This is a genomic window from Nonomuraea sp. NPDC049750 (assembly GCF_040659625.1).
Lineage (GTDB): Bacteria > Actinomycetota > Actinomycetes > Streptosporangiales > Streptosporangiaceae > Nonomuraea.
In genome coordinates, this window is record NZ_JBFANB010000028.1 from 88056 (window position 1) to 108855 (window position 20800).

At 72.1% G+C, this 20800-nt stretch carries 14 protein-coding genes; 3 read left to right on the top strand and 11 right to left on the bottom strand.

Annotated features, from left to right (window positions below; translation table 11 throughout):
• Position 1: 1 nt before the first annotated feature.
• Both AB0J16_RS45685 and AB0J16_RS45690 read right to left on the bottom strand, forming a co-directional pair.
• Positions 2–217: an SDR family NAD(P)-dependent oxidoreductase gene (locus tag AB0J16_RS45685; protein ID WP_358551896.1), complete on the bottom strand. Its 216-nt coding sequence runs from the start codon at positions 215–217 to the stop codon at positions 2–4.
• Between the two features lie 228 nt (positions 218–445).
• Positions 446–2521, bottom strand: coding sequence for a hypothetical protein (locus tag AB0J16_RS45690; protein ID WP_358551970.1), 2076 nt, complete (start codon positions 2519–2521; stop codon positions 446–448).
• On the opposite strand from AB0J16_RS45690, the gene AB0J16_RS45695 reads away from it, so the two are divergent.
• Positions 2432–2674 (top strand): hypothetical protein, encoded by a 243-nt coding sequence (locus AB0J16_RS45695; protein WP_358551982.1) that lies wholly within the window; start codon positions 2432–2434, stop codon positions 2672–2674. The two genes, AB0J16_RS45690 and AB0J16_RS45695, sit on opposite strands and share 90 nt — an antisense overlap.
• A 14-nt stretch (positions 2675–2688) precedes the next feature.
• On the opposite strand, the gene AB0J16_RS45700 is transcribed toward AB0J16_RS45695, so the two are convergent.
• Genes AB0J16_RS45700 through AB0J16_RS45715 form a run of 4 tightly spaced genes read right to left on the bottom strand, consistent with a single transcriptional unit; the run spans position 2689 to position 13788 of the window.
• A complete protein-coding gene (locus AB0J16_RS45700) occupies positions 2689–6741 on the bottom strand; it encodes a DUF5682 family protein (RefSeq protein ID WP_358551898.1) in 4053 nt (1350 codons plus the stop codon).
• The gene (locus tag AB0J16_RS45705; protein ID WP_358551900.1) at positions 6738–7874 is read right to left on the bottom strand and encodes an AAA family ATPase; all 1137 of its coding nucleotides are present in this window, start codon (positions 7872–7874) and stop codon (positions 6738–6740) included. Before AB0J16_RS45705 ends, AB0J16_RS45700 begins: the two co-directional genes overlap by 4 nt.
• A gap of 38 nt (positions 7875–7912) precedes the next feature.
• Positions 7913–12919: a DNA-binding protein gene (locus AB0J16_RS45710; RefSeq protein ID WP_358551902.1), complete on the bottom strand. Its 5007-nt coding sequence runs from the start codon at positions 12917–12919 to the stop codon at positions 7913–7915.
• Between the two features lie 2 nt (positions 12920–12921).
• The gene (locus AB0J16_RS45715; protein WP_358551904.1) at positions 12922–13788 is read right to left on the bottom strand and encodes a DUF4132 domain-containing protein; all 867 of its coding nucleotides are present in this window, start codon (positions 13786–13788) and stop codon (positions 12922–12924) included.
• 331 nt (positions 13789–14119) lie between these two features.
• Between AB0J16_RS45715 and AB0J16_RS45720 the strand changes: the two genes are divergently transcribed.
• Together AB0J16_RS45720 and AB0J16_RS45725 are read left to right on the top strand one after the other, a co-directional pair.
• On the top strand, positions 14120–14443 hold the full coding sequence (locus AB0J16_RS45720; protein ID WP_358551906.1) for a hypothetical protein: 324 nt from the start codon (positions 14120–14122) through the stop codon (positions 14441–14443).
• A gap of 189 nt (positions 14444–14632) precedes the next feature.
• A complete protein-coding gene (locus AB0J16_RS45725) occupies positions 14633–15946 on the top strand; it encodes a hypothetical protein (RefSeq protein ID WP_358551908.1) in 1314 nt (437 codons plus the stop codon).
• A 139-nt stretch (positions 15947–16085) separates the two neighbouring features.
• Here the strand turns inward: AB0J16_RS45725 and AB0J16_RS45730 are convergent, their stop codons facing one another.
• From AB0J16_RS45730 to AB0J16_RS45750, 5 genes are read right to left on the bottom strand one after another with little or no spacing between them, the layout of a single operon-like run.
• Positions 16086–16472: a universal stress protein gene (locus tag AB0J16_RS45730; protein WP_358551910.1), complete on the bottom strand. Its 387-nt coding sequence runs from the start codon at positions 16470–16472 to the stop codon at positions 16086–16088.
• Positions 16469–17968: a tripartite tricarboxylate transporter permease gene (locus AB0J16_RS45735; RefSeq protein WP_358551912.1), complete on the bottom strand. Its 1500-nt coding sequence runs from the start codon at positions 17966–17968 to the stop codon at positions 16469–16471. Before AB0J16_RS45735 ends, AB0J16_RS45730 begins: the two co-directional genes overlap by 4 nt.
• A gap of 16 nt (positions 17969–17984) precedes the next feature.
• Positions 17985–18494 (bottom strand): tripartite tricarboxylate transporter TctB family protein, encoded by a 510-nt coding sequence (locus tag AB0J16_RS45740; RefSeq protein WP_358551914.1) that lies wholly within the window; start codon positions 18492–18494, stop codon positions 17985–17987.
• Positions 18491–19480, bottom strand: coding sequence for a tripartite tricarboxylate transporter substrate binding protein (locus AB0J16_RS45745; RefSeq protein WP_358551916.1), 990 nt, complete (start codon positions 19478–19480; stop codon positions 18491–18493). The genes AB0J16_RS45740 and AB0J16_RS45745 overlap by 4 nt, the downstream gene beginning before the upstream one ends.
• 22 nt (positions 19481–19502) lie before the next feature.
• The gene (locus AB0J16_RS45750) at positions 19503–20795 is read right to left on the bottom strand and encodes a glucarate dehydratase family protein (protein ID WP_358551918.1); all 1293 of its coding nucleotides are present in this window, start codon (positions 20793–20795) and stop codon (positions 19503–19505) included.
• Positions 20796–20800: the final 5 nt, after the last annotated feature.

The window sequence follows — 20800 nt, forward strand, 5'->3', positions numbered from 1 at the left end:
CTCAGCGCCTGGTGGGTCCTTCCAGCGCGGACTTGGTTGCTCCGTATGTCGACATTCCCGGCATGGCGATCTTGGTGGCAAGCGAGCTGATGATGCTGCCTTTACCCTCGGCGAGCTTGGTGGGGGCCCGAGCCGCCGCGGGGAAGTACGGCGCACGCACGTTGACGGCGAACGCCTCTTCGTAGGAGGACCGGTAACCGGTCCCCCTCGTGCCCATGGTCAGGGCGGCGGCGTTGCCCTCAGCGATGCCTGCCGCCCCTACCCTAGCGTCCTGGCCTGGTGCCGCTGGCGGGGGGCCGCCTGGAACCGGACACGACCCTCACCCTGCGCTGAGACGCCGCCGCCGCGCAAGAGCCGATCAGATCGACGAACCCGAGGTTGTGCTCCACACGTCGGCGCGGCGTAGCAGATCGGTGACTCATGATCGAAAATGTGACGCACCCGATCACCTGGGGTGATCCGCCTGCCAGGAGGAGTGGATCATGGCCCGTTCCGTGGCGACGAGGTGGGTGGCCGCGGCCAGCCACGCCCAGGCGTACCGGTCGGGGCCGGAGTCCGCCAACCGGCCGAACACGTCGCGCGACCTGCGGTCGGCCTCCGCGGTCAGCTTGGTCACCAGGTCGGCGGCGGAACGGAACCCGGCCCGGTGCAGCGAGGCGTGGGAGTCACCGTTACGCGCCGATTCGGCCACCGCGCGTCGCCCGCCGGAGACGCCCAGCTCGACCAGCCGTCGAACCCGCCAGAGCGGTGCGCTCGCCACCGGGTCCACCTCTGTCCCGGCGCCCGGCTGCCCCGGCAGGCACGCGTCCTGCCGTGGGAGGTGGGAGCCCTGCAGGCGGTCGTACCCGAGATCGGCCCGGTCGTGCCATTCGGCCGGGAGGCGGAGCGTCGCCTCGGCGCCCGGCACCGGGCCCACCGCGAGCGGGCGCAGGGTGGCCGCCCGGTCGGGATCCACCCTGCCCACCACCCGCACCAGCAGACCGGGGCGGGACGCGAGCCGCTGGAGATTGGCGACATGGGCCAGGTCGGGATGGCTGGTGGCCGGGACGAGCCGGATCAGTGGGCCGTGCGCGCGCACCGGGCTCGGGGGATGGGCCGATGGTACGCCGTCGGGTATCACTCCGGAGGCGCCCAGGTGGTCGCTTTCGGGTCCCACTCCGGGGGCGCCCAGGTGGTCGCGCGCCGGTAGTAGTTCGCGGGCGAGTACGTGGTCGCCCGCCGCACCGACGATCACCAGGTCGCATCCGACTGGTTCGCGAGCCCTATCCTCCGTGTCCGACTCGCTCCAGGCGTGCCCGGAGAGCCGGGGGCCGACAGCCTCCGCCAGCGGGCGGGCGAACAGGGCCGCCATCGGCCCCTCCGTCCACGGCATCCCCTTCACCGGGGTAGCCCGCACGCCACCGCCCGCCCCCAGACGCCCGTCCGGCGAGATCGTGGCTCCGGTGATCAGCAGTCCCGCCCGTACCAGCTGGGCGTGGTTCAGCATGGCGGGGCCGATCGAGACGGGCGCGGTGGCGGCCCCGCGGGCGCGGGCCGAACCGCCCGGTTTGACGTCCGCCACCGAGAACCATCGGCCATCCTCCGTGACGAGGTGGGTGACCACCCCGCCATAGCCGGTGGCACTGATCACCGGCTCCCGGAAGACGCCGTACACCCGCAGGCTCCCGCCCGGCTGATAGCTCCGGCGCACGCTGCCGACCAGCGCGGGGTCGGGATCGGCCCCCGCCAGCCGGCCCGCGATGAGCAGGAGCTCGCGCAGCGCGGACACCAGGTCGGCGAGGCGGTGGCTCTCGTGTCGGGCCCGGGCCGCCCGCAGCCCGCGTACGACCCGCAGAGCGGCGGCCTCGGCCTTGGGCAACCCGGCCAGCCTGGCCGAGTGCGCGGCCCTGAGCAGCTCAGCCTGCGGCACCGCACCGGCCGCGGGCACCCCGGCCGCAAGGATGGCCGCGGCGGCGGTCCACAGACTTGACGCGGCCGCCACCTGCGCGGAACCCGGCGCGGTAACCGGCACTTGCGCGGCGCCTGGTCCCGCGGTTCCCTGCGCAACACCTGGTCCCAAAGTGCCCTGAGCGGGGTTCCTCTCTGCGGCTTGAGCGGCATCCGTCCCCGATGCCTGAGCCGCGTTCGGGCCTGCGGCCCGAGTGGTGTTCGAGCCTGCGGCCCGAGCGGCGTTCGGACCTGCGGCCTGAGTGGTGTTCGGGCCTGGGGCCTGGGTAGCGCCTGGCGCTGTGGTGCTTGCCTGCGCGGCACTTTGTCCGGCAATAGCCGCGTGCGCGGGCTCTGTGGCCGAGTCCGTGGGTGTCCCAACGGGCGCGGACCCCGCGACCATGTCGGTGCCGAGCGGGTCGGCACCTGCGAGGGATCCGTCGGAGGGGTCCGCCTCCGTTAGCTCCGGGTCCGCCACCGGGCAGGCACTCAGTACGGCCGCGCGGTGCAGACACCGTGGCGCCAGGAGGCAGCTGCACCGCGCCTGGCCGTCGTCTGCGATCGCACCGGACGGTCCCGGCGAGAGCGTGACCACGGCGTCCTCGCCACAGCTGATCCGGATGCCCTCGGCATCGGCGACGACGGGCACGGCGGCGTACTGTTCGACCGCCGCGTCCAGCTTCTTGCGCAGCCGGGACGTGAGGCTCTCGACCGCGGCGGCGACCACCTGCGGCGCCACCGGCGGTAGCGAAGTGGGGGCATTCATCGGTTCTCTCCCCTAAGGCGGTCGCCCACCCATCGGGCGAGGGCGAGCGGGCTGAGAGCGGCGACGGGCATGCCGGCCGCCACGAGCTGCTGGGCGACGGGAATCGAGTAACGGGGTACGCCACTGTCGTCCAAGGCCGCGCACCCCAGCAGGTGGACACCGGACCCGGCCAGCGCCCGCACCTCACCGAGCAGGCCCCCGATCGGGTAGCCCTCCTCGAAGTCGCTGACGACCACGACGAGCGTGCGGCTCGGCACCGTGACCAGCGACCGGGCCCGGGCGAGTCCCGCGGCGATGTGCGTACCCCCGCCGACCCGCACTTCGAGCAGCAGGGACAGCGGATCGGCCACCCGGTCCGTCAGGTCGATCACCTGTGTGGAGAATGACAGGAAGTGGGTGGACAGCGTGGGCACGCCCGCCAGGACCGCGGCCGTGAGAGCGGACCACACCACCGACGCCTCCATCGACCCGGACACGTCGACCACGAGGATCAGCCGCCAGTCGGCCTCCTGCCGGGAAGGGGTGCTGAACACCGGCCGTTCCGGGACGACCACGAGCCGGCCGTCGTCGAGGCGGCGCGTGTGCGACAGGTTGGCTCGCAGGGTGCGCGGCAGGTCGAGCCGCCCACCCGGACGGCGGGTCGGGCGCGGGGTCGCCAGCCCGGTCATGGCGGGCCGCATCCGCGTCGCGAGCTCCTTGGTGAGTTCTTCGACCAGGCGGCGTACGAGCGGCCGCAGCTTGGCAACCTGTTGCTCCGGCAGGCCGCCCGCAAGCGAGAGTACGGAGGTCAGCAGTTCGACGGACGGCCGTACCGAGGCGGGGTCGAGCTCGCTGAGCACGTCGATGCGCCCGGCATCGGCTGCCTTGGCCAGTACCTCCTCCCGTACCTCGGTACCGAAGAGGGCTTCCAGCTCCTCGCCCCACTCACGGGCGGTGGGGAACGGGTGCTCCCTGCCGCCGGAGTCTCCGCCCGGCCCGAAGTCGTTGGCGCCTTCCCCGCGCCCCGCGCCGTACAGCTCGTCCAGGGCTCGCGCGTACGCGCGCGCGTCGGCCGGCAGCCGCTCGGACTCCCGCCCGAGCAGCAACCGCCATCGGTCAGCCGGCAGCAGCCTCCGCTCAGCCCGCCCATCCTCGTCGACCGGGAGCGGGGGTTCGGAGAGAGCCGCGCCGCCCAGCGACGACGAAGACTCGGGAAGGACCGCATCCACCTCGCCCCCCAGCGACGACTGCGGCTCGGAAAAGACCGCGTCCGCCTTCTCACGGCGAGCTGCCTCCGCCTCCTCACGGCGAGCTGCCTCGGCCTCCTCACGGCGAGCTGCCTCGGCCTCCCGCCCAGCCGGTACGGTCCGCACGTCCGTCTTGTCGGATGCCGCGCCCGCCACGGCGGGCATGGGGAGCCGGAGTGCGTTCAGGGCGGCCAGGCCGGCGGAGTCGGCGGCGGTCCAGAGGGCGAGGAGTGCGGGCGGCGCGTCCAGTGCCAGGTCGAGCCGGTCGCCCAGCCGCTCCGACACCGCCCCCAGCAACCGCGTACGGCCGGCTGGGCTGAGTGTGTCGAACCCCCCGCGCAACGCCGGCAACCGGTCGAGGAACTGCTTGTCCGACAAGCCGTCCACGCGGTCCATGAGCGGGTCGAGCGCCGCCGGCGCCGACTGGAGCAGTGGCCCCGCCGCCGTGAGTACGCCGGTCAGCAGGCGGCTCAGGCGCAGGCGCCCGTCCGGGCCGGTGGCGGTGTCGACCCAGCCGGCGGCCCGGTCGCCGAGCGCGTCGGCGCTGTCAAGGTCGAGCAGCACCCGGGCGGCCAGGGCCGCGCCCTGCATGAGCGGGGACGCGGTGCGCGCCAGCACCGCCAAGGCGTCGTCCATCCGCAGTCCGAGGCGCTCTTCGCCGACCCGGGAGGCGAGGGCGACCAGGGCGACCGCGTCCTCCGGCTGGTCGCTGCCCGCCAGACCGGGCAGGGCGCGGACCGCGGCCTCCAGCAGGGTGCCGACCAGTTCGGTGGCGTGCTCGCGGTCTTCCGGCGTGGTACCGGGGAGGTGCTGCCGGCGCAGCGCCTCCAGCAGGTCGAGGGCATCGAGCAGTTCGGTGAGCGTGGCGGTGGCGGGCAGCGCGACGGCCGCGTCGGCCAGGCGGTCCGCGACCAGGTCGGGCAGGTCACAGCCGGCCGCGGCACGGAGCCCGTCGAGGATCAGGGCGCAGGTGGGTCCCCCTTCCGCGGATTCGCGGCGGAACGTCTCCCGCAGCGTGCCGGCCGCCGCCTGGGCGAGGGTCACGCCGCGTACGCCCGCCAGGTCGAGCAGGGCTGGTACCGCCGGGGTCCAGGCCATCCGCCATCTGGTGGTGAGCGCGGTGGAATCGCCCGTACCCACCACCTCGATCGGCTCGCCGTAGCCGACGCCGCAGACCAGCAGGCGCCGCAGGAGAACTTCCCGGCGCGCGTCCAGGTCGGAGCGGAGCGGGTCGAGGCGTAGCTCACGGCGTTCGGGATCGTCCGGGGACGGGAGCCTGAGCGCGGCGAGATCCGCCTCGACGGCCGGGCCGAGCCCCGAGCGTGGTGTGCCAGGCGCGGTCCGGCCGCGTTCGGTGCCGACGAACACGGTGTCGAGCGCCTTGGCCAGAGCCCGTCCCCTGCCCATGGGCTCGCCCTGGCCGAGCACGGTCGTCACGGCCTCCAGCAACTCGCCCCGGCCTGGGGCGGGCAGGCCGCGCAGCCGGGCCAGGTCGCAGGCGAGCCGCAGCGTCTCGACGGCCTCCCCCGTGCCCGCGGTGTGCCCGGCGGCGCGCAGCTCCCGGCACAGGTCGGTGATGGCGCGGGCGGCGCCGTCCCTGACCCGCTCGGGATCGCCGCCCGCCACGAGCACCGCCTGCTGCCAGCGCGGGTCACGGATCCCCGCCGGGTAGCCGGACCGCGAGTCGAGCAGATCGAAGGCGTACGGCACCAGCGAGGTGACCGACGACGAGCCGTCGCCCGCGGACGAGCCGGTGACACTGTCCGTGTCGGACCAGGTCAGCGCAGGTGCGTGGAAGGCGCCGACCACGGCGACGACTCGTCGGCCACCCGCCGCGGCGCCCGCGATGACGCGGCGCATGTGCGCCTCGCGGGCCAGGTCCATGGCCGGTACGCCGCCTGCCGCAGCCGCGTCCCGGCGCAAGGCCCAGCCGACGCCGAGGGCGGCGCGGCGGACGGCTTCGGGTTCGCAGCCGGGGGCGAGGACCTCCACGGCCCGGTCCCACATGTCGTCCCCATCGCGGCCGGTCCCTGCTGCGGCCAGCGCCTCCGCGAAGGACATCCCTCGTGAGCCCACGCCACCCGCCGACGCCCCCGGCTGTGTTCCGGGATCCTCCGCCGCATCCGCTATGCCGGACTGATCCGCCGTATCCGACGACGTGCTGGGCTCCTTGGCCGTACCCACCGGCGTCTCCTGCGGCGTGCCGGAGCCCTCGGGCAGGCCCGGCAGTGGGGCCTGGTCGGTGGCGTGCCAGCCGGGGTCGGACAGCGGGAGGTCGCAGCAGAGCACCTCGGCGCCGCGCTTCCAAGCCCACCGAATGGCCGCCAACTCCGGCGAGAAGTCGGCGAACGGGTAGAAACCCAAGCCCCCGTCGCCACGTGCCCCCGCGAGGGCGACCGGTGCGACGGTTCCGGGGTCGGCCAGGTGCGTCAGCCACGGCTGGAAGTCCGCGGGCAGTTCGACGCAGACCACTTCGGCGTCGGCGGCGTCCAGCAGCGCGGGCATGACCACTGCCAGCGCCGGGCTGTGGTGTCGCACCCCCAGCAGGAAGGGCCGGGAGGAGGCAGCCAGCGCGTCGACCACCCGCCTGGGATCATCGCCCCAATCGTCGTCGGTCCGCTGAACGGACCGCGCGGTCTGTACGGATCGTGCGGAGTGGGTGGTCTGGGCGGACCGGACGGCCCTCGCAGGCTCGCCCCGCTGCACAGCACGCATGGACCGGCCGGAATCGGCGGTCTGGACGGACCGAACGGGCTCCACGGACTGGCCCGGCTGGACGGCGCCCGCGGACTTGGCGGGCGGATCGATGTCCTGGGTGGTCAACGGAGGTTCTCCCGCAGGTCCCAGAGGCGGCGCCACATCGCGGAGCCGTCCTCGGCCCGCCGTCGCACCGGCCCGTCCCAATAACCGAGAAGCCGCCCGTGATCAGCGGGATCGTCCTTGCGTACGACGCCCAGCAGGTGCCCCGGCACCAGGTCTAGGACGTCCCCTCTGGGGAGGTACGCCGCCGCGACCCCCAGCGAGGCCGCGACCTGCACGGCCTCGGCGGTGGACATGACGGTGCCGGGGCGCTCCACGTCCCAGCCCTCGGCCGAGCGCCCGGAGCGCAGGTCGCGGAAGACGGTGACCAGCGCGTCGAGCACCGCGTCGTCCACGCCGAAGGCGGCGCCCGCGCGCTGGACCACGGCGGTGGCCTGGCGGCGGACCAGGGTGGTCTCCGCCTCGGCGTCGGAGATGGGGTCGACGGTCTCGAAGTTGAACCGGCGCTTCAGGGCGGCCGACATCTCCGAGACGCCGCGGTCGCGCAGGTTGGCCGTGGCGATCACGGTGAACCCGGGCGAGGCCGCCACCTGGGCGTCCTCGGTGCCGGCGAGTTCGGGTACGCTGACCCGCCGGTCGGAAAGGATCGACACCAGGGCGTCCTGTACCTCGGGCAGGCAGCGGGTGATCTCCTCCACCCGGGCGACGCGGCCGGAGCGCATGGCCGTGAGCACCGGGGAGTCGACCAGCGCGGCGGGGCTGGGGCCTTGGGCGAGGAGGAGGGCGTAGTTCCAGCCGTAGCGGAAGGCGTCCTCGGTGGTGCCCGCGGTGCCCTGCACGGTGAGCGCGCTGGTGCCGCAGACGGCGGCGGCCAGTAGCTCCGACAGCATCGACTTGGCGGTGCCGGGCTCGCCGACCAGCAGCAGGCCGCGTTCGCCGGCGAGGGTCACCACGCAGCGTTCGACGAGGGCGCGTTCGCCGACGAACTTGGTGGCCACCTTCATGCGGGACGTGGGCCCTTGCAGGGTCTCCTCGCCGCTGCCGCAGATGAAGGTCACCACCGCGCGCGGGGTCAGCGCCCAGCCGGGCGGGCGGGGGCCGTCGTCGTAGGAGGCGAGGAAGGCGAGCTCGTCGGCGTATCGCTCTTCGGCCGAGAGCACCTGCCGGGCCGGAGCCCGGTCTTCGGTCAAAGTCATGAGGTGAAGTCCTTAAGAGAGTCGGGGAGGGTGCGGGCTCAGCGTCGCCGTCCGCGCTTGACCTTGAGCTCCTCGAAGCGCGGAACGTCGCCGTCGCGCACCCGCTGCCACGCCTTGGCGTAGAGGTCGGCGACGGGCTCGATCGGGATGCCATCAAAGGTGGTCAGGTCGAACATGGCCAGCTTCCACTGCTCCAGCGGAAGGAGCGGCGCCGACTGCTCCGCCCACCCGCCGGGCAGGAACAGCGTGCGCGCCGCCCGGCTCCGGCTCGCCTCGACGACGAGGTCGGTCGCGGCCAGCTCGACGCGGGCCGCCTTGAGCCGGGCGGGCTTCCAGCCCGTCCACCGGGCGATGTTGAGGTCGGTGGGGTCGGGCAGGGCCAGCAGCATCAGGTAGTGGGCCGCGGCGTCCTCGCCGAGCCCGTACTCCTTCGCCACCTCGATGACCAGATCGGGCACGGACCGGGTGGGATCCTGCGGCCACCACGTCCCGTCCGCGTCCCGCTCCCCCCGCACCGGGTCGCCGGGATCGGCGAGCAGCGCCGCGAACCGCGGGTCGCGGGCGGTCCGGAACGCGATCTCGACGGGGAACGGCTCCTCGGTGCCGAGCAGGGCGCGCAGGTACGGATCCTCACCTGCCGCGTCCAGCGACGCCACGCGGATGCCGGGAGCGGGTCTGTCGTCATGGGTGGCCATGACGACGGCGCCGTATCTCTCGTAGCCCTGGCCGGTCTCGGTCGGGGCTCCCGCCGCCTTCCTGAACGCGGGCAGGTCGACGTATCGGCCCAGGTCGAGCATCAGGTCGGCGTTGGCCAGCCGGTTGCGGACCGCGGCCAGCGCCGTCGGCAGCGCGGCCCGGATCGGATCTCCGGCGGGCAGCCGGTACGCCAGCCACCGCGCGGTGGTGACGGCCATGACCAGCGAGTTCGTGGTGAACCCGGTGGCGTTGTCGTCGACGGGTGCGACCCGGTCACCGCGTACGGTCCAGGCCAGATCGTGGCTCAGCTCCGGCGAGGCGGCCGGATCGATGACCGCGCGCAGCGCCCGGCTCGTGTCCCAGTTGCCCCGCACCGCGCGAGCCGCCTCCCCGAGCAGCCATTCGGGAATCGCCGCCTGCGGCCCGACCTTGTCGTTCCACAGCGCCGCCGCGGCGGCCACGTCCGGGCCGTCGCTCCAGAGCCGGGCCGGGTCGCTGGGCAGGAGCGCCGCGACGACCGCCCGCCGGATGCCGGCGTCCGTCTTGCGCAGCTCGTCCCTGGCCACGGTGGCGTCGGCCAGCTTCACGCCGATCGTGGTACGGATTTCCTTGGTGAGGAAGTTGCGCTCGTGCGTGTCCACGGACGGCAGACCGGCCACGATGAGCCGGGCCATCGTCTCGGAGACGCCGGTGAGCCGGGCGAACTCCTCGGCCGCCTCGGGCCGCCAGGGCGCCGGTCCCCGCGCGGCCAGCTCGGTGAAGAGCGCTTCCAGCCAGCCCGCCTCCCGTGCCACCCCGACCGGGACCGAGGGCCGGGCCGTGTAGGGGTGCGGGACGTCGAACCGCCCGGCCGGGTCGTGGAACAGCGCCGTCCATACGCAGCCGGAGTCGTCCGGGGATCCGGAGCTCACGAAGGCGAGGAACGCGCCATCCTGCAGCGGCAGGGTCCCGAGCCAGTTGCCGTCGCGCCAGTTGCCGTCGGGCTTGATCAGGAGACGTTTGTCGAGGTGCAGGTCCATCCGTCGCCAGCGGGACGGATCGGCCGTGGTGGGCAGTCCGAGCTCGCTCAGTACGCGGAGCAGCTCGTGCAGCGTGGCGCGGTGTTCCTCCTCGGCCGTCACCGTCGCGACGCGGAAGGCCAGGGCGGCGGCCTCGTCGAGGAGGGGGTCCCATCGCAGGCCCGAGCCCGGCAGTTCCGGCAGGTCCAGGTGAGTGCGGCCCAACCTCGACGAGGACGGGGCCGCCCCTGCGGGGCCCGGCTCCAAACGCCCCGACGCCAAGCCCCCGGACGCCGACACTCCAGACGCCAAGACTCCCGACTCAGACGGAGCCGACTCAGACGGAGCCGACGCCGACGCCAGCCGCCGCCCGATCGTCTGGATCTGCTGGAAGGCGCCGTCGGCCCGCAGGCGCCAGGAGTATTCGACGAAGTAGCCGAGCCCACGGAGCGCCTCGTCGAGCAGGGAGTCCGTAGGACCGGCGGGCGCCTGCTCCTGGTGTCCGCCGGCGAGCGCCTCGGAGAGCCTGGCCGCGACGGTGTGCAGCGAGGTCTGCTGGGTCCCGGCGAAGCGGACGACCCCCGCGATGCCGGCCACGAGCGCGTCATGGCTGACCTGCGGAAGCAGCGTACGGACCCGCGCCTCCAGGTCTTCCTCCCCGGCGACCGCCAGCAGGGCCGCCGCGGTGTCCAGGTCGAGGGCGCGCAGGGCCGCGGAGCCCTCCGGATCCCTCGGGCGCAGGTAGCACCAGTAGCGCACCGGCGGCAGGATGAGGCTGCCACTGGCGAAGTGGCCGGGGGCGTCGTCCGTGCGGGCCACGGCCGTGACCACGCCGTCCGGATCAACCAGGCTGAGCCGGTAGCCCCCCTTGACGATGGTCCGCGGCCGGTCGTCTCCGGGGAACATCAGGGCGCGCGCCGGTGTCCCGGCGTCGGGCGCCAGGGTGACCGTACGGCCGGAGACGTCCTCACCGCGCATCGACCCGTCGGGCAGCCGCACCACGCGCCAGCCGAACAGCCCGCCCACGGGAGTGCCCACGGGGGTGGCCTCATCCGAGGGCGCGGGAAGCAGCCAACCCGCGTGGAACTCGCTGCCGGCCGGGGCGTCGCGGAGCGCGTCGGCGAGGAAGGCGGGCATGCCCTTCCTGCCCACCTGCCCGCTGACCGGGTCGTACTCGTACCAGCCGTTGGTGGCGTGATCGGAGCCGTCCCAGGTCCATACCCAGTAGGAGGTGCCGTCGGTGATCACCGACGACTCCTCGGGGAGTGCCGTGTCGCCGCGGTGCAGCATCCCCTGGCCGGTGGTCCGTCCGCCGCCGGGCAGGGGCAGGGTGACCGCGTCGTCGCCGCGGTACCAGTCCATGCGCGTCCCGCGGGTGTGGGTGGCGCCCTCCATCGGGTGGAGGCGGTCAGGGGCGGTGTGCCAGTAGCCGCGCAGCCGAAAGTCGAGGTCGCGGGACTGCCAGTAGACGAGCAGCTCGCCGTCCACATAGTGCAGGCCGACGGCGTTCCAGGAGTCTCCGGCCGGGATGCGCAGGTCATGGGTGAGCACGGTGCCCTCGGGACCGAGCACCCGGGCCTGCGCGGCGCCCGCCGTGAGCAGGTACGGCCAGGCGTCGGCGACGACGATGTCGTCGACGTCCTTCTTCGGTACGAGCGACGCGGCCGCCTCCTCCCAGGCCGGCCAGCCCAGCTCGTCGAACAGCCCGGCCCGCAGGGTGCGGGCGAGCACCGGCGCGATCTGCGCCGCCGCCGCCCGGCGTACCTCGTCCTCGGCCAGGACCAGCGCCTCGCCCGGCAGCCAGGCCAGCCGCCGCAGGGCGTCGGGCAGGTCCGGCAGTCCGGCGGCGGTGGATCGCAGGGCCACCTTGCGGGTCCATTCGGCCAGCATCGGCCGGCCGCCGGGGGAGGTGGCCAGCAGGCGGACGGCCCGCCGGCCGTCCTCGTCGTCGCTGAAGCCGTCGGCCGCGCGCTCGAAGGAGGGCCGGAACCGGGCGTCGGCGGCCAGGGCGACCAGGTCGCGCTGCCCCTCCCCCTTCGCCCAGGGCTCCAGCCGCAGCGAGTCGCCGTCATTGGGATCGCGTACCGGAATGTCGAGGGCCAGCAGCAGGTCGAGCAGGTCGACGTCGTAAGAGACCGTCAGCGTCCGCTTCTGCCCGGTCAGTTCGGCGCGCAGTTGGCCGGCCGCCCGCTCCACCAGCGTGTAGAGGGCGGGCAGGCGGGACGGCACCCGCCAGCCGTAGTTGCGCGCCTTCAGGAAGCGTTCGAGCCAGCCGACGGTGCCGTCACCGGGCCGCTCCGGCACCTCGCCGGAGACCAGCCCGGCGGTGGCGCCGGACGCCTCGAGGATCTCCAGCCACAGGCCCGCCAGCTCCTCGTCCCGGGCCTGCGGCATGATGTTCAGCAACGTCACCCGCACCTCGGGCTCGCGCGAGGCCAAGGCCGCGATGCCCGTACGGTGGGCCTTCCACCAGCCCGTCGCGGCCCGATGGGCGGCCGGCAGGGCGAGCAGCTCGGCCAGGTAGGTCTGCTCCCCCGCGTCCACGTCGACCCCGGCGGCCTTGGCCAGGCGGCGCAGGTCCGTCGTCATCTGCGCCGACGGCGGCAGCCCGCCCGCGGTGCGCCGTACGCACAGCCGCGTGAAGCGGCGCAGCGCCTCGTCGGCGGGCACTCGGATGGCCAGCTCCTTGGCGTAGCCGGACAGCACCTTGACCGGCAGCGCCCCCGCCAGCGCGAACTCCAGGAACACCTCGTCGAGCCGGTCCTCGTCCACGGCGAGCCCGTGCTGCGCCTCGGCGCGGCGCGCGCTGGCGAACATCTGCGCGGCGTAGACGGCGTTCTCGACGCCCAGGAACACCCGGCCGCTCTGCTCGTAGAACGTGGGCAGGAAGTGGGGCACGGACGCGGCCAGCTGAGCGGCCAGCTGCTGGTAGGCGTCGAGCGCGGCCTTCGGCTTGGACTTCGCCTGCCGGGCCGCGCGCTCCAGCTCCGGCACGACGGCGAGCGCGTGGTGCCCGTCTTCGGGGTGGTGCACCAGCACCCACTCGGGGAAGCCGAGCGAGCGCCGCAGCCCCAGGCCGACCTCGGCGGGCTCCCCGTCGGGCGCCAGGCCCAGGAAGCTCGCGGCCAGGTCCTCGGCCGAGCCGAGCTCCCCGGCGACCAGCCGCACGACCACCCGGTCGTCCAGCCCGGGATGACGGTAGGTACGGGCGGTCATCGGCACCGCCCGCTCGCCGCCGCCCTTGGTGCCGAGCGGCAGCACGCCCCCGGCCTTCAGCAGCTCAGCGGCCTGAGACGCCTTCTGCGGCCCTGCGGCCTGAGACCCTTCCTGCGTTTCCGCGGTCTGAGACATGCTCACGCGTCCTTCCCCTCTTCGACCCGCCGCCCGGCGTAGAGCGCCGCGGCCATCCGCATCCCCTCCGACCAGGCCACCGGCCCGACCTCGCGCAGCGGCAGTGTCCTGCCGTCGAGGTCCTGCCAGCTGAGGTCGCCCGTCGTCATCTCGCCGTCCCAGTAGGGCTCGCCGATCCACACGGTCGCCTCCGAGAGGCTGCCCCCGTCGCGGACCCGGCAGGTGGCGTAGCCGCCGGAGACCCGGTAGCCGAGCGCGGTGGCCCGCGCGGCCAGGCCGAACCTGGAGTCGTAGGTGCCGCCGGAGAACTCCGACACGGCCGTCTCCGTCGCCTTGAGGTCGGCGGGCTTGCGCCAGGTGGCCCGGTGGATCTGCTCGACCTTCTGGACCACGCCCAGCTCCGCGGCGAACTCCCGCAGGTCGTCCAGGTCGGGCAGCAGCACGGGATGCGGCAGGGTCACCGTCTGCGGCGACAGGCGTACGGTCTCGCCGTCGAGGTTGACCACCCGCAGCTCTCCGGTGTCGGTGGCGTCCCGCAGGAAGCCGACCTCGTCGGGGTCGTCACCGACCACGGCCAGGTCCCGCAGGGCCGACTGCCACGCCTCGTCCGGCCACACGCGGGCCAGCAGCCCGGTCGGCACCGGCAGGGAGGAGACCATCCAGAGGTCCACCTGCGCCACGCACGCGGTGGCGTGCCGGTCGAGCCACTCGGCGAAGCGGCGCAGCCGGTCCACCTCGGGGTGATCGCGCAATGCCTTCGGCAGCGACTTCAGCTGCCGTCCCGCCGCCCGGCCGGAGGTGGCTCGCGCCGCCACCCGGCCCTCTATGAGGGCGACCTCATACCCGTCGCCCGCTGCCAGCCAACCCAACGGTCCCCGCCTTTCACCGTGCACGAACGTCGAATGAGCAGGGGTTTTCCAGCCCCTGCTGTGCAACTGCGCCGAACGTTAGCGACCCCGACCGACAAACCCGTTCGTGGTCCTCCAGAGGCTCTGACTGCGCGCACGGGGGTGGGGTGGCGAGCCGTCCGCGGGCTGTTTTGCCGCCCTGCGAAATGCGGTGATCCGTCAGAGATGGCTGGTACGGTACCGGGTTTCCGCCAAATGACGGGATTTTTCCGCGAGGGCGCCCCTATTGCACAAGAAACTTTCCTAACAGATACTCCGGATTGAGTGTTCACCCCCCGAATCTGGAGTCGCCGTGCTTCGTCGTGTCCTCACCCTGACCTCGGTCGCCGCCGCCACCCTGATCACCCTCGCCCTGCCCGCCCAGGCGGCCGAAATGGACGTCACCTTCGGGCCGACGTCGATCGGCGACTACTGCCACGCGAAGGTCAGCTCGGCCTCGTGGATCGGCTTCTACGAGGCGGGCGGCCTCAGGTGCTACGCGAGCGGCACCGGCGGCCCGCCGCAGTACGCCGGATCCGGCGACCCCTACCTGGCGTGCAAGTTCCTCACCACGGAGGTCGTCATGAGCGCCAGGCGGGGCACGTCCGACGCCCTGGTGTGCAGGGTGATCGTCTAACGCCCCTTTGGGGAGGGTATTCGGCTTCCTTACACGTTCCGGATACAAAATGGTCATTTTGGGTGTCGAAATTATCCAGGCATCGCGGTTACAGTGACCCCGCACGCCAGATGATCTTCATCTGGCTGCTTCGTCACCGCGATCAGGAGGCTGAGAACTCAGTTGCGCGCCTGGAACTTATCTACCCGAATGACGTCGTACGCGGCGGGTGTGGCGGCCCTCGCGTTAGCGTTCGCGGGGGCCGTCGCGGCCCCCGCCTCCGCGGATAACATCGACACCTACTACCTCGACAGCGTCCACGGCAACGACTCGGCCGCCGGCGACTCCCCGGAAACGGCGTGGAAGACGCTGGCCAAGGCTGGCACGGCGGACCTGGGGCCGGGCGAAAAACTCATGCTCAGCCGCGGCAGCACGTGGTCCGGGCAGCTGGCCATCACCAAGTCGGGCGATGAGGACAACCCGATCGTCGTCGACGCCTACGGCACGGGCGCCCGTCCGGTGCTCAAGGACGACAACGAGGCGTGCCTGTACCTCGGAGGCGACCACATCGAGGTCTACAACCTGCAGATCGGCGTGGACTCGGACCAGGGCCGCTGCTCGTGGGCGGGGATCAAGGTAGGCGGCAGCAACAACGTCATCGAGCAGAACTACATCACCGGCGCGGCGGCGGGCGTCTACATCGAGACGAGCGCCCAGTACACCTCGGTGACCAGCAACGAGTTCGTCAACAACAACTTCATGAGCAAGCTCACGCCGCAGGAGGAGAACGACAACGACGACTCCGGCGCGTTCGCGCTTCTGGTGCAGGGCGACGACTCCAACATCGGCTGGAACACCATCACCGGATCGGTGGCCTTCAGCTACGACTACGAGTTCGACGGCGCGGCGGTGGAGATCTTCATGGGCTCCCGCAACTACGTCCACCACAACCTCGCGCTCGACAACGACACCTTCACCGAGCTGGGCACCAGCCGCAACGACGACGGAACGACGAACGACCCCGACGGGACCTCCGGCAACGTCTTCGAGTACAACGGGATCTACGGAGACAGGACCCGCTCCGGCATCGTCACCCGCGGCCCGGTCAAGGACGACGGCGAGATCGAGACGAACGGCCCGGTGTTCGGCACCGTGTTCCGCAACAACTCGATGAACCTGCCCAACCCCGACGCCGAGGGCGTCGTCTGCTACGCGAGCTGCACGAACGCGCACTTCAAGCTCTCGCAGAACATCGTCGTGGCCGGGAAGAAGAGCGCCTACGCCGACTCCACCTTCACCGCCAACGACCACAACGTCTTCTACGGCGGCCAATACCAGATGACGGCCGGCACCGCCAACGTGCGCAAGGACCCGAAGTTCGACACCGACCCGAGCAGGCCCCTGCGGCTGCTGAGCGGGAGTCCGGCGATCGGTCTCGGCGTCAAGAAGTTCAACCCCATCGACCTGGACGGAGCCCCGGTGGGCGGGAACGGCACCATCGAAGCCGGGGCCTACGAGTACTAAGGCCGATCGCGTACAACGGCCGGCAGAAGGCCACCATCGAGGCTCGACCGCGCCCACTGTGACGGCTTCCCGGCCACCGGCATCCATCCCGGCCGCATCACCGGCCCGGGATGGATGCCGGTCAACCCGGCGGGGACCGTCACTGAGCGGCCGGCTCCTTGACCGCGAGCACCGGGCAGCCGGCTTCGAGCAGGATCCGCTGGGCGCTGCTGCCCATGATCAGTTTGCCGACCGGTGAGCGCCTGCGCAGCCCGATGACGATCAGGCTCGCCGAGGCCGCCTGCGCCGCCGCGAGCACCGCCTCGGCGACGTCGTCCTCGGCCACCTGCTCGAAGTCGTACGACACCTCCGCCGGGACCAGGCGCTTGATCTCCGCCGCGTCCGCGGTCGAGGCGTCGACGTAGGCGCCGGGCCGCGAGACGTTGAGGATCTTCAGCGGCGCCCCTCGGAGCGCGGCTTCCGCGATCGCGTGCTCGAGCGCGACCCGGCCCAGCGGGTTGGGCACATATCCCACGATGACCGTCATGCTGCGGCCTTTCTACGTTGCTTGCGAAGGGTCCGGCTCAGCGGCGGGACGACGATGATGAGCAGGATCGCCACCAGCAGCGTCGCGGCGATCGGCTGGCCGAAGAAGCCGGTCAGCTGGCCGTCAAACAGGCGCATCGAGCGCCGGAAGGACGACTCCAGTAGGCTGCCGAGAACGAAGGCCAGCACCAACGGCCCCGGCTCGAAGCCGACCTTCTTCATCAGGTAGCCCACGACCCCGAGGCCGACCATCAGGAACATGTCGAAGACGTTCATGCGGACGGTGTAGACGCCGATCATGGTGATCAGGATCGTCAGCGGCGCCAGGATGGCCGCCCGGATGCGCAGGATCTTGACGAAGATCCCGATCAGCGGCAGGCTCATGGCCAGCAGCAGGATGTTGCCGACGTACATCGAGTTGACGACGCCCCAGAACAGGTCCGGCTTCTCCTGCACCAGCAGCGGCCCCGGCGTGATGCCCTGAAGCAGCAGCGCGCCGAACATGATGGCCATGGTGGCGTTCGCCGGGATGCCCAGGGTGAGTAGCGGGATGAAGGAGGACGTGGCGGCGGCGTTGTTGGCGGTCTCGGGTCCGGCGACGCCCTGGATGGCGCCCTTGCCGAAGCGTTCGGGGTGCTTGGCGGTCTTCTTCTCCACCGCGTAGGCCACCATCGACGACATGGTCGCCCCGCCGCCGGGCAGGATGCCGAGGATGAAGCCCACCAGCGAGCCGCGGGTGATGGCCCCCTTGGACTCGCCGAGGTCCTTGCGCGAGGGGTAGACGGAGCCGACGCTGGGCGCCGGGGCACTTTTACCGCGCAGTGACTCCAGGCTGTAGAGGATCTCGCCGACGCCGAACAGGCCCATCGCGACGATCACGAAGTCGATGCCGTCGAGCAGCTGGTCGCTGCCGAACGTCAGACGCGAGGTGCCGGCCAGCGGGTCCTGGCCGATGGTCGCCAGGAGCAGGCCGACGGTGGCCATCAGGATGCTCTTGGTCGTGGAGCCGGTGCCGAGCGTCGAGACCAGCAGGATGCCCAGCAGGGCCAGAGCCGTGTACTCGGCGGGGCCGAAGTCCAGCGCGAACCCGGCCACCAGCGGGGCGACGAAGGTGAGCGCGATGACCGCGACCGTGCCGCCGATGAAGGAGCCGATCGCCGCGATGCCGAGCGCGGAGCCGGCCCGCCCTTGTCTGGCCATCTCGTGGCCGTCGATCGCGGTCACCACACTGGACGCCTCGCCCGGCAGCCGCAGCAGCACCGAGGTGATCGTGCCGCCGTACTGGGCACCGTAGAAGATGCCCGCGAGCATGATGATCGCGGCCGTCGGCTCGATGTTGTACGTGACCGGCAGCAGGATCGCGATCGTGGCGGCGGGCCCGAGGCCGGGCAGGACGCCCACGAGCATGCCCAGCGTGACGCCGAGCAGGCAGTAGAACAGGTTCTCCGGTTGGAAGACGACCCCGAACCCGGCGATCACCGGGGAGAAGAAATCCATGGTCAGCCGATCTGGTTCAGAAGGGCAGGATGTGCGGGAGTGACACGCCCAGCCCGGTGACGAACAGCAGGTAGAGGACGGCGGTCGAGCCGAGCGAGATGATCACGGTCATCCGCCAGCCCTCTCGTCCGAGTCCTTTCAGCCACAGGACGAGCAGCGCCACGGTGGGGATCTCGAAGCCGATCCGCTCGAACAGCAGCGCGTAGCCCACGAGAGACACGGCCGCGACGACGACGATCAGGGCCTCGCGGGTGAAGGTCTCCTCCTCGCCGGTCGGCCCGGACCGCAGCACGAGCACCGCCGCGGTCACGACCATGGCGACACTGACGGCCAGCGGCCACAGCCCGGGGCCCGGGTTGGACAGTGTGCCCACCCCCAGGCTCCAGGACATGATCGCGGTGATCACGCCGATGGCGAGCGGGACGAGCGCCGCGACCATGTTCTGCCGGCGGGCGTAGGCCGGAGTCGGCGGGGTGGGAAGCCCGTCCTCCTCCGGCACGCCTTCCTCGGGTACGACGCTGGTCATTGCTGGCCCGTGAGGTCGATCCCGAGCTTCTTCGTCAGCGCGGCGAACTCGCCCTGGGCCTTGGTGAGCTGCGTCTTGACCTCGTCGCCGCCGACCTCCCAGCGGCCGATGTAGTTGGACTTCAGCAGCTCGCCGTACTCGGGCGTGGCGATGGCCTTGTCGATGGCGCCGGCCAGCTTGTCGCGTACGTCGGCCGGCAGCCCGGCGGGCCCGGCCACGAACCTGCGCTGGTCCACCACGACGTCATAGCCGGACTCGGTGGCCGTCGGCGTGTCGGGCAGCGCCTCGACGCGCTTGGTGCCGAACACGGCCAGCGCCCGGAGCTTGCCGGACTGGACGTGCTTGGCTGCCTCGGCGATCTGCACGGACGCCGCGTCGACCTTGCCGCCCAGGACCGCGGTGATGGTGGGGGCGCCGCCGTCGAACGGCACGGGCGTCGCCTTCACCTTCGCCACCCCGAACAGCAGGGCCTGCGACAGCTGGCTGCCCGTCCCCGCGCCGGTGGTGCCGTACTTGATGCCGTCGGCCGCGAGCAGGTCTTTGAGCGACTTGTACGGTGAGGTGGCCGGCACGACCAGTGCGTAGTCCTCGACGGCCAGTCCCTTGACGAAGGTCATGTCCTCGAGCTTGATGGCGTCGGGGTCCTGGACCATGAGCGGCCCGATGGCGAACAGCGACTGCGGCATCACGGCCACCCGGTAGCCGTCGGGCTTGCTGCTGAAGACGTCCTTACCGGCGATCTTGCCGTTGGCGCCCGGCTTGTTGACCACCACGGCGGGCTTGCCGAGCGGCTTCTCGATGCTCTTGGCCAGGGCGCGGGTGACCAGGTCGGTGCTGCCGCCCGGCTCCGTCGGGACGGTGAACTCCACGGCCTTGCTGGGGTAGGCGGCGCCGTCGCCGGCACCGCCGCCCTTGACCGAGCAGGCGGACATGGCGACCACTGCCAGCAGGGCGCCACCGATGCGCAGGCCGATCGTGGATGACATTCTCATCACAGTGTTCTCTCTTTCACCAGCGTGGAAGCGGGGGCTGGACCCACGTGGGGTCGGCCACGCGCATGGCGGCCACATCGTCCCTGTCGCGGAAACCGCTGAGCGCGCTCCAGCGTTCGTGCAGGGCGGCCAGGGCGTCGCGGTCGAGTTCGACCCCGAGGCCAGGGGCGTCGGACACCTCGAGGGCGCCGCCGACGAAGCGGTGCGGCTCGGTGATGACGTCCTCGGTCTGCCAGGGCCGGTGGCTGTCGCAGGCGTACTCCAGGTCCGGAATGACGCTGGCGACGTGGGTCATCGCGGCGAGACTGATGCCGAGATGGGTGTTGGAGTGCATCGAGAGCGCGACTCCATAGGTGCGGCACAGTGCCGCGAGCTCGCGCGTGGCGTGCAGGCCGCCCCAGTAGTGATGGTCGGACAGCACCACCTGGACGGCGTCCTTGGCGAACGCCTCGGGGATCTCGCCGAACGTGGTGACGCACATGTTGGTGGCCAGCAGCGCGCCGGTCCTGGCGCGCACCTGCGCCATGCCGTCGATGCCGGTGGTCGGGTCCTCCAGGTACTCCAGCAGGCCGTCGAGCTCCTCGGCGACGCGCACGCTCGACTCCAGCGACCAGCCGCCGTTGGGGTCCAGGCGCAGCGGGTGGTCGGGGAAGGCCTCGGCCAGCGCCTTGATGGCCGCGATCTCCTCCTCGGGCGGGAACACGCCGCCCTTGAGCTTGAAGGAGCGGAATCCGTAGGTGTCGGTGAAGCGCCGTGCCTGGCGTACGACGCCTTCGGGGTCGAGGGCGGCGCCCCAGTCGTCGCGCGGCGCGTCCTCCATGGGGTGCTCGGCCCAGCGGTAGAACAGGTAGCCGCTGTAGTCGACCCGGTCGCGCACCTTGCCGCCGAGCAGCGCGTGCACGGGCAGGCCGAGCGTCTTGCCGAGGGTGTCCAGGCTGGCGACCTCGAACGCCGAGACCACGCTGCGGACGATCTTCTCGTTGGTACGGCTGCCGCGCAGCCCGGCCGGGTCGAACTCGTTGATCGTGCCGGGCGTCAGCCCCGCCGAGTCGTAGGCCAGCTCGTGCAGCCCGTTCAGCGCGGTGAGCGGCTTGCCGATGACGGCCTTGGCGAGGTTGCGCGCCACCTCCAGGTATTCGGTGTCGCCGTAGGTCTCGCCGACCCCGGTGGCGCCGCTGTCGGTCTCGAGCTCGACGATGGTGCGCGGGGTGTACGGCTGGTGCACGCCGAGGACGTTGAGCAGCGGCGGGTCGCTGATCAGGATCGGCGTGACGGTCGCCTTGACGATCCGAGAGATGGGTTGCGACATATGGG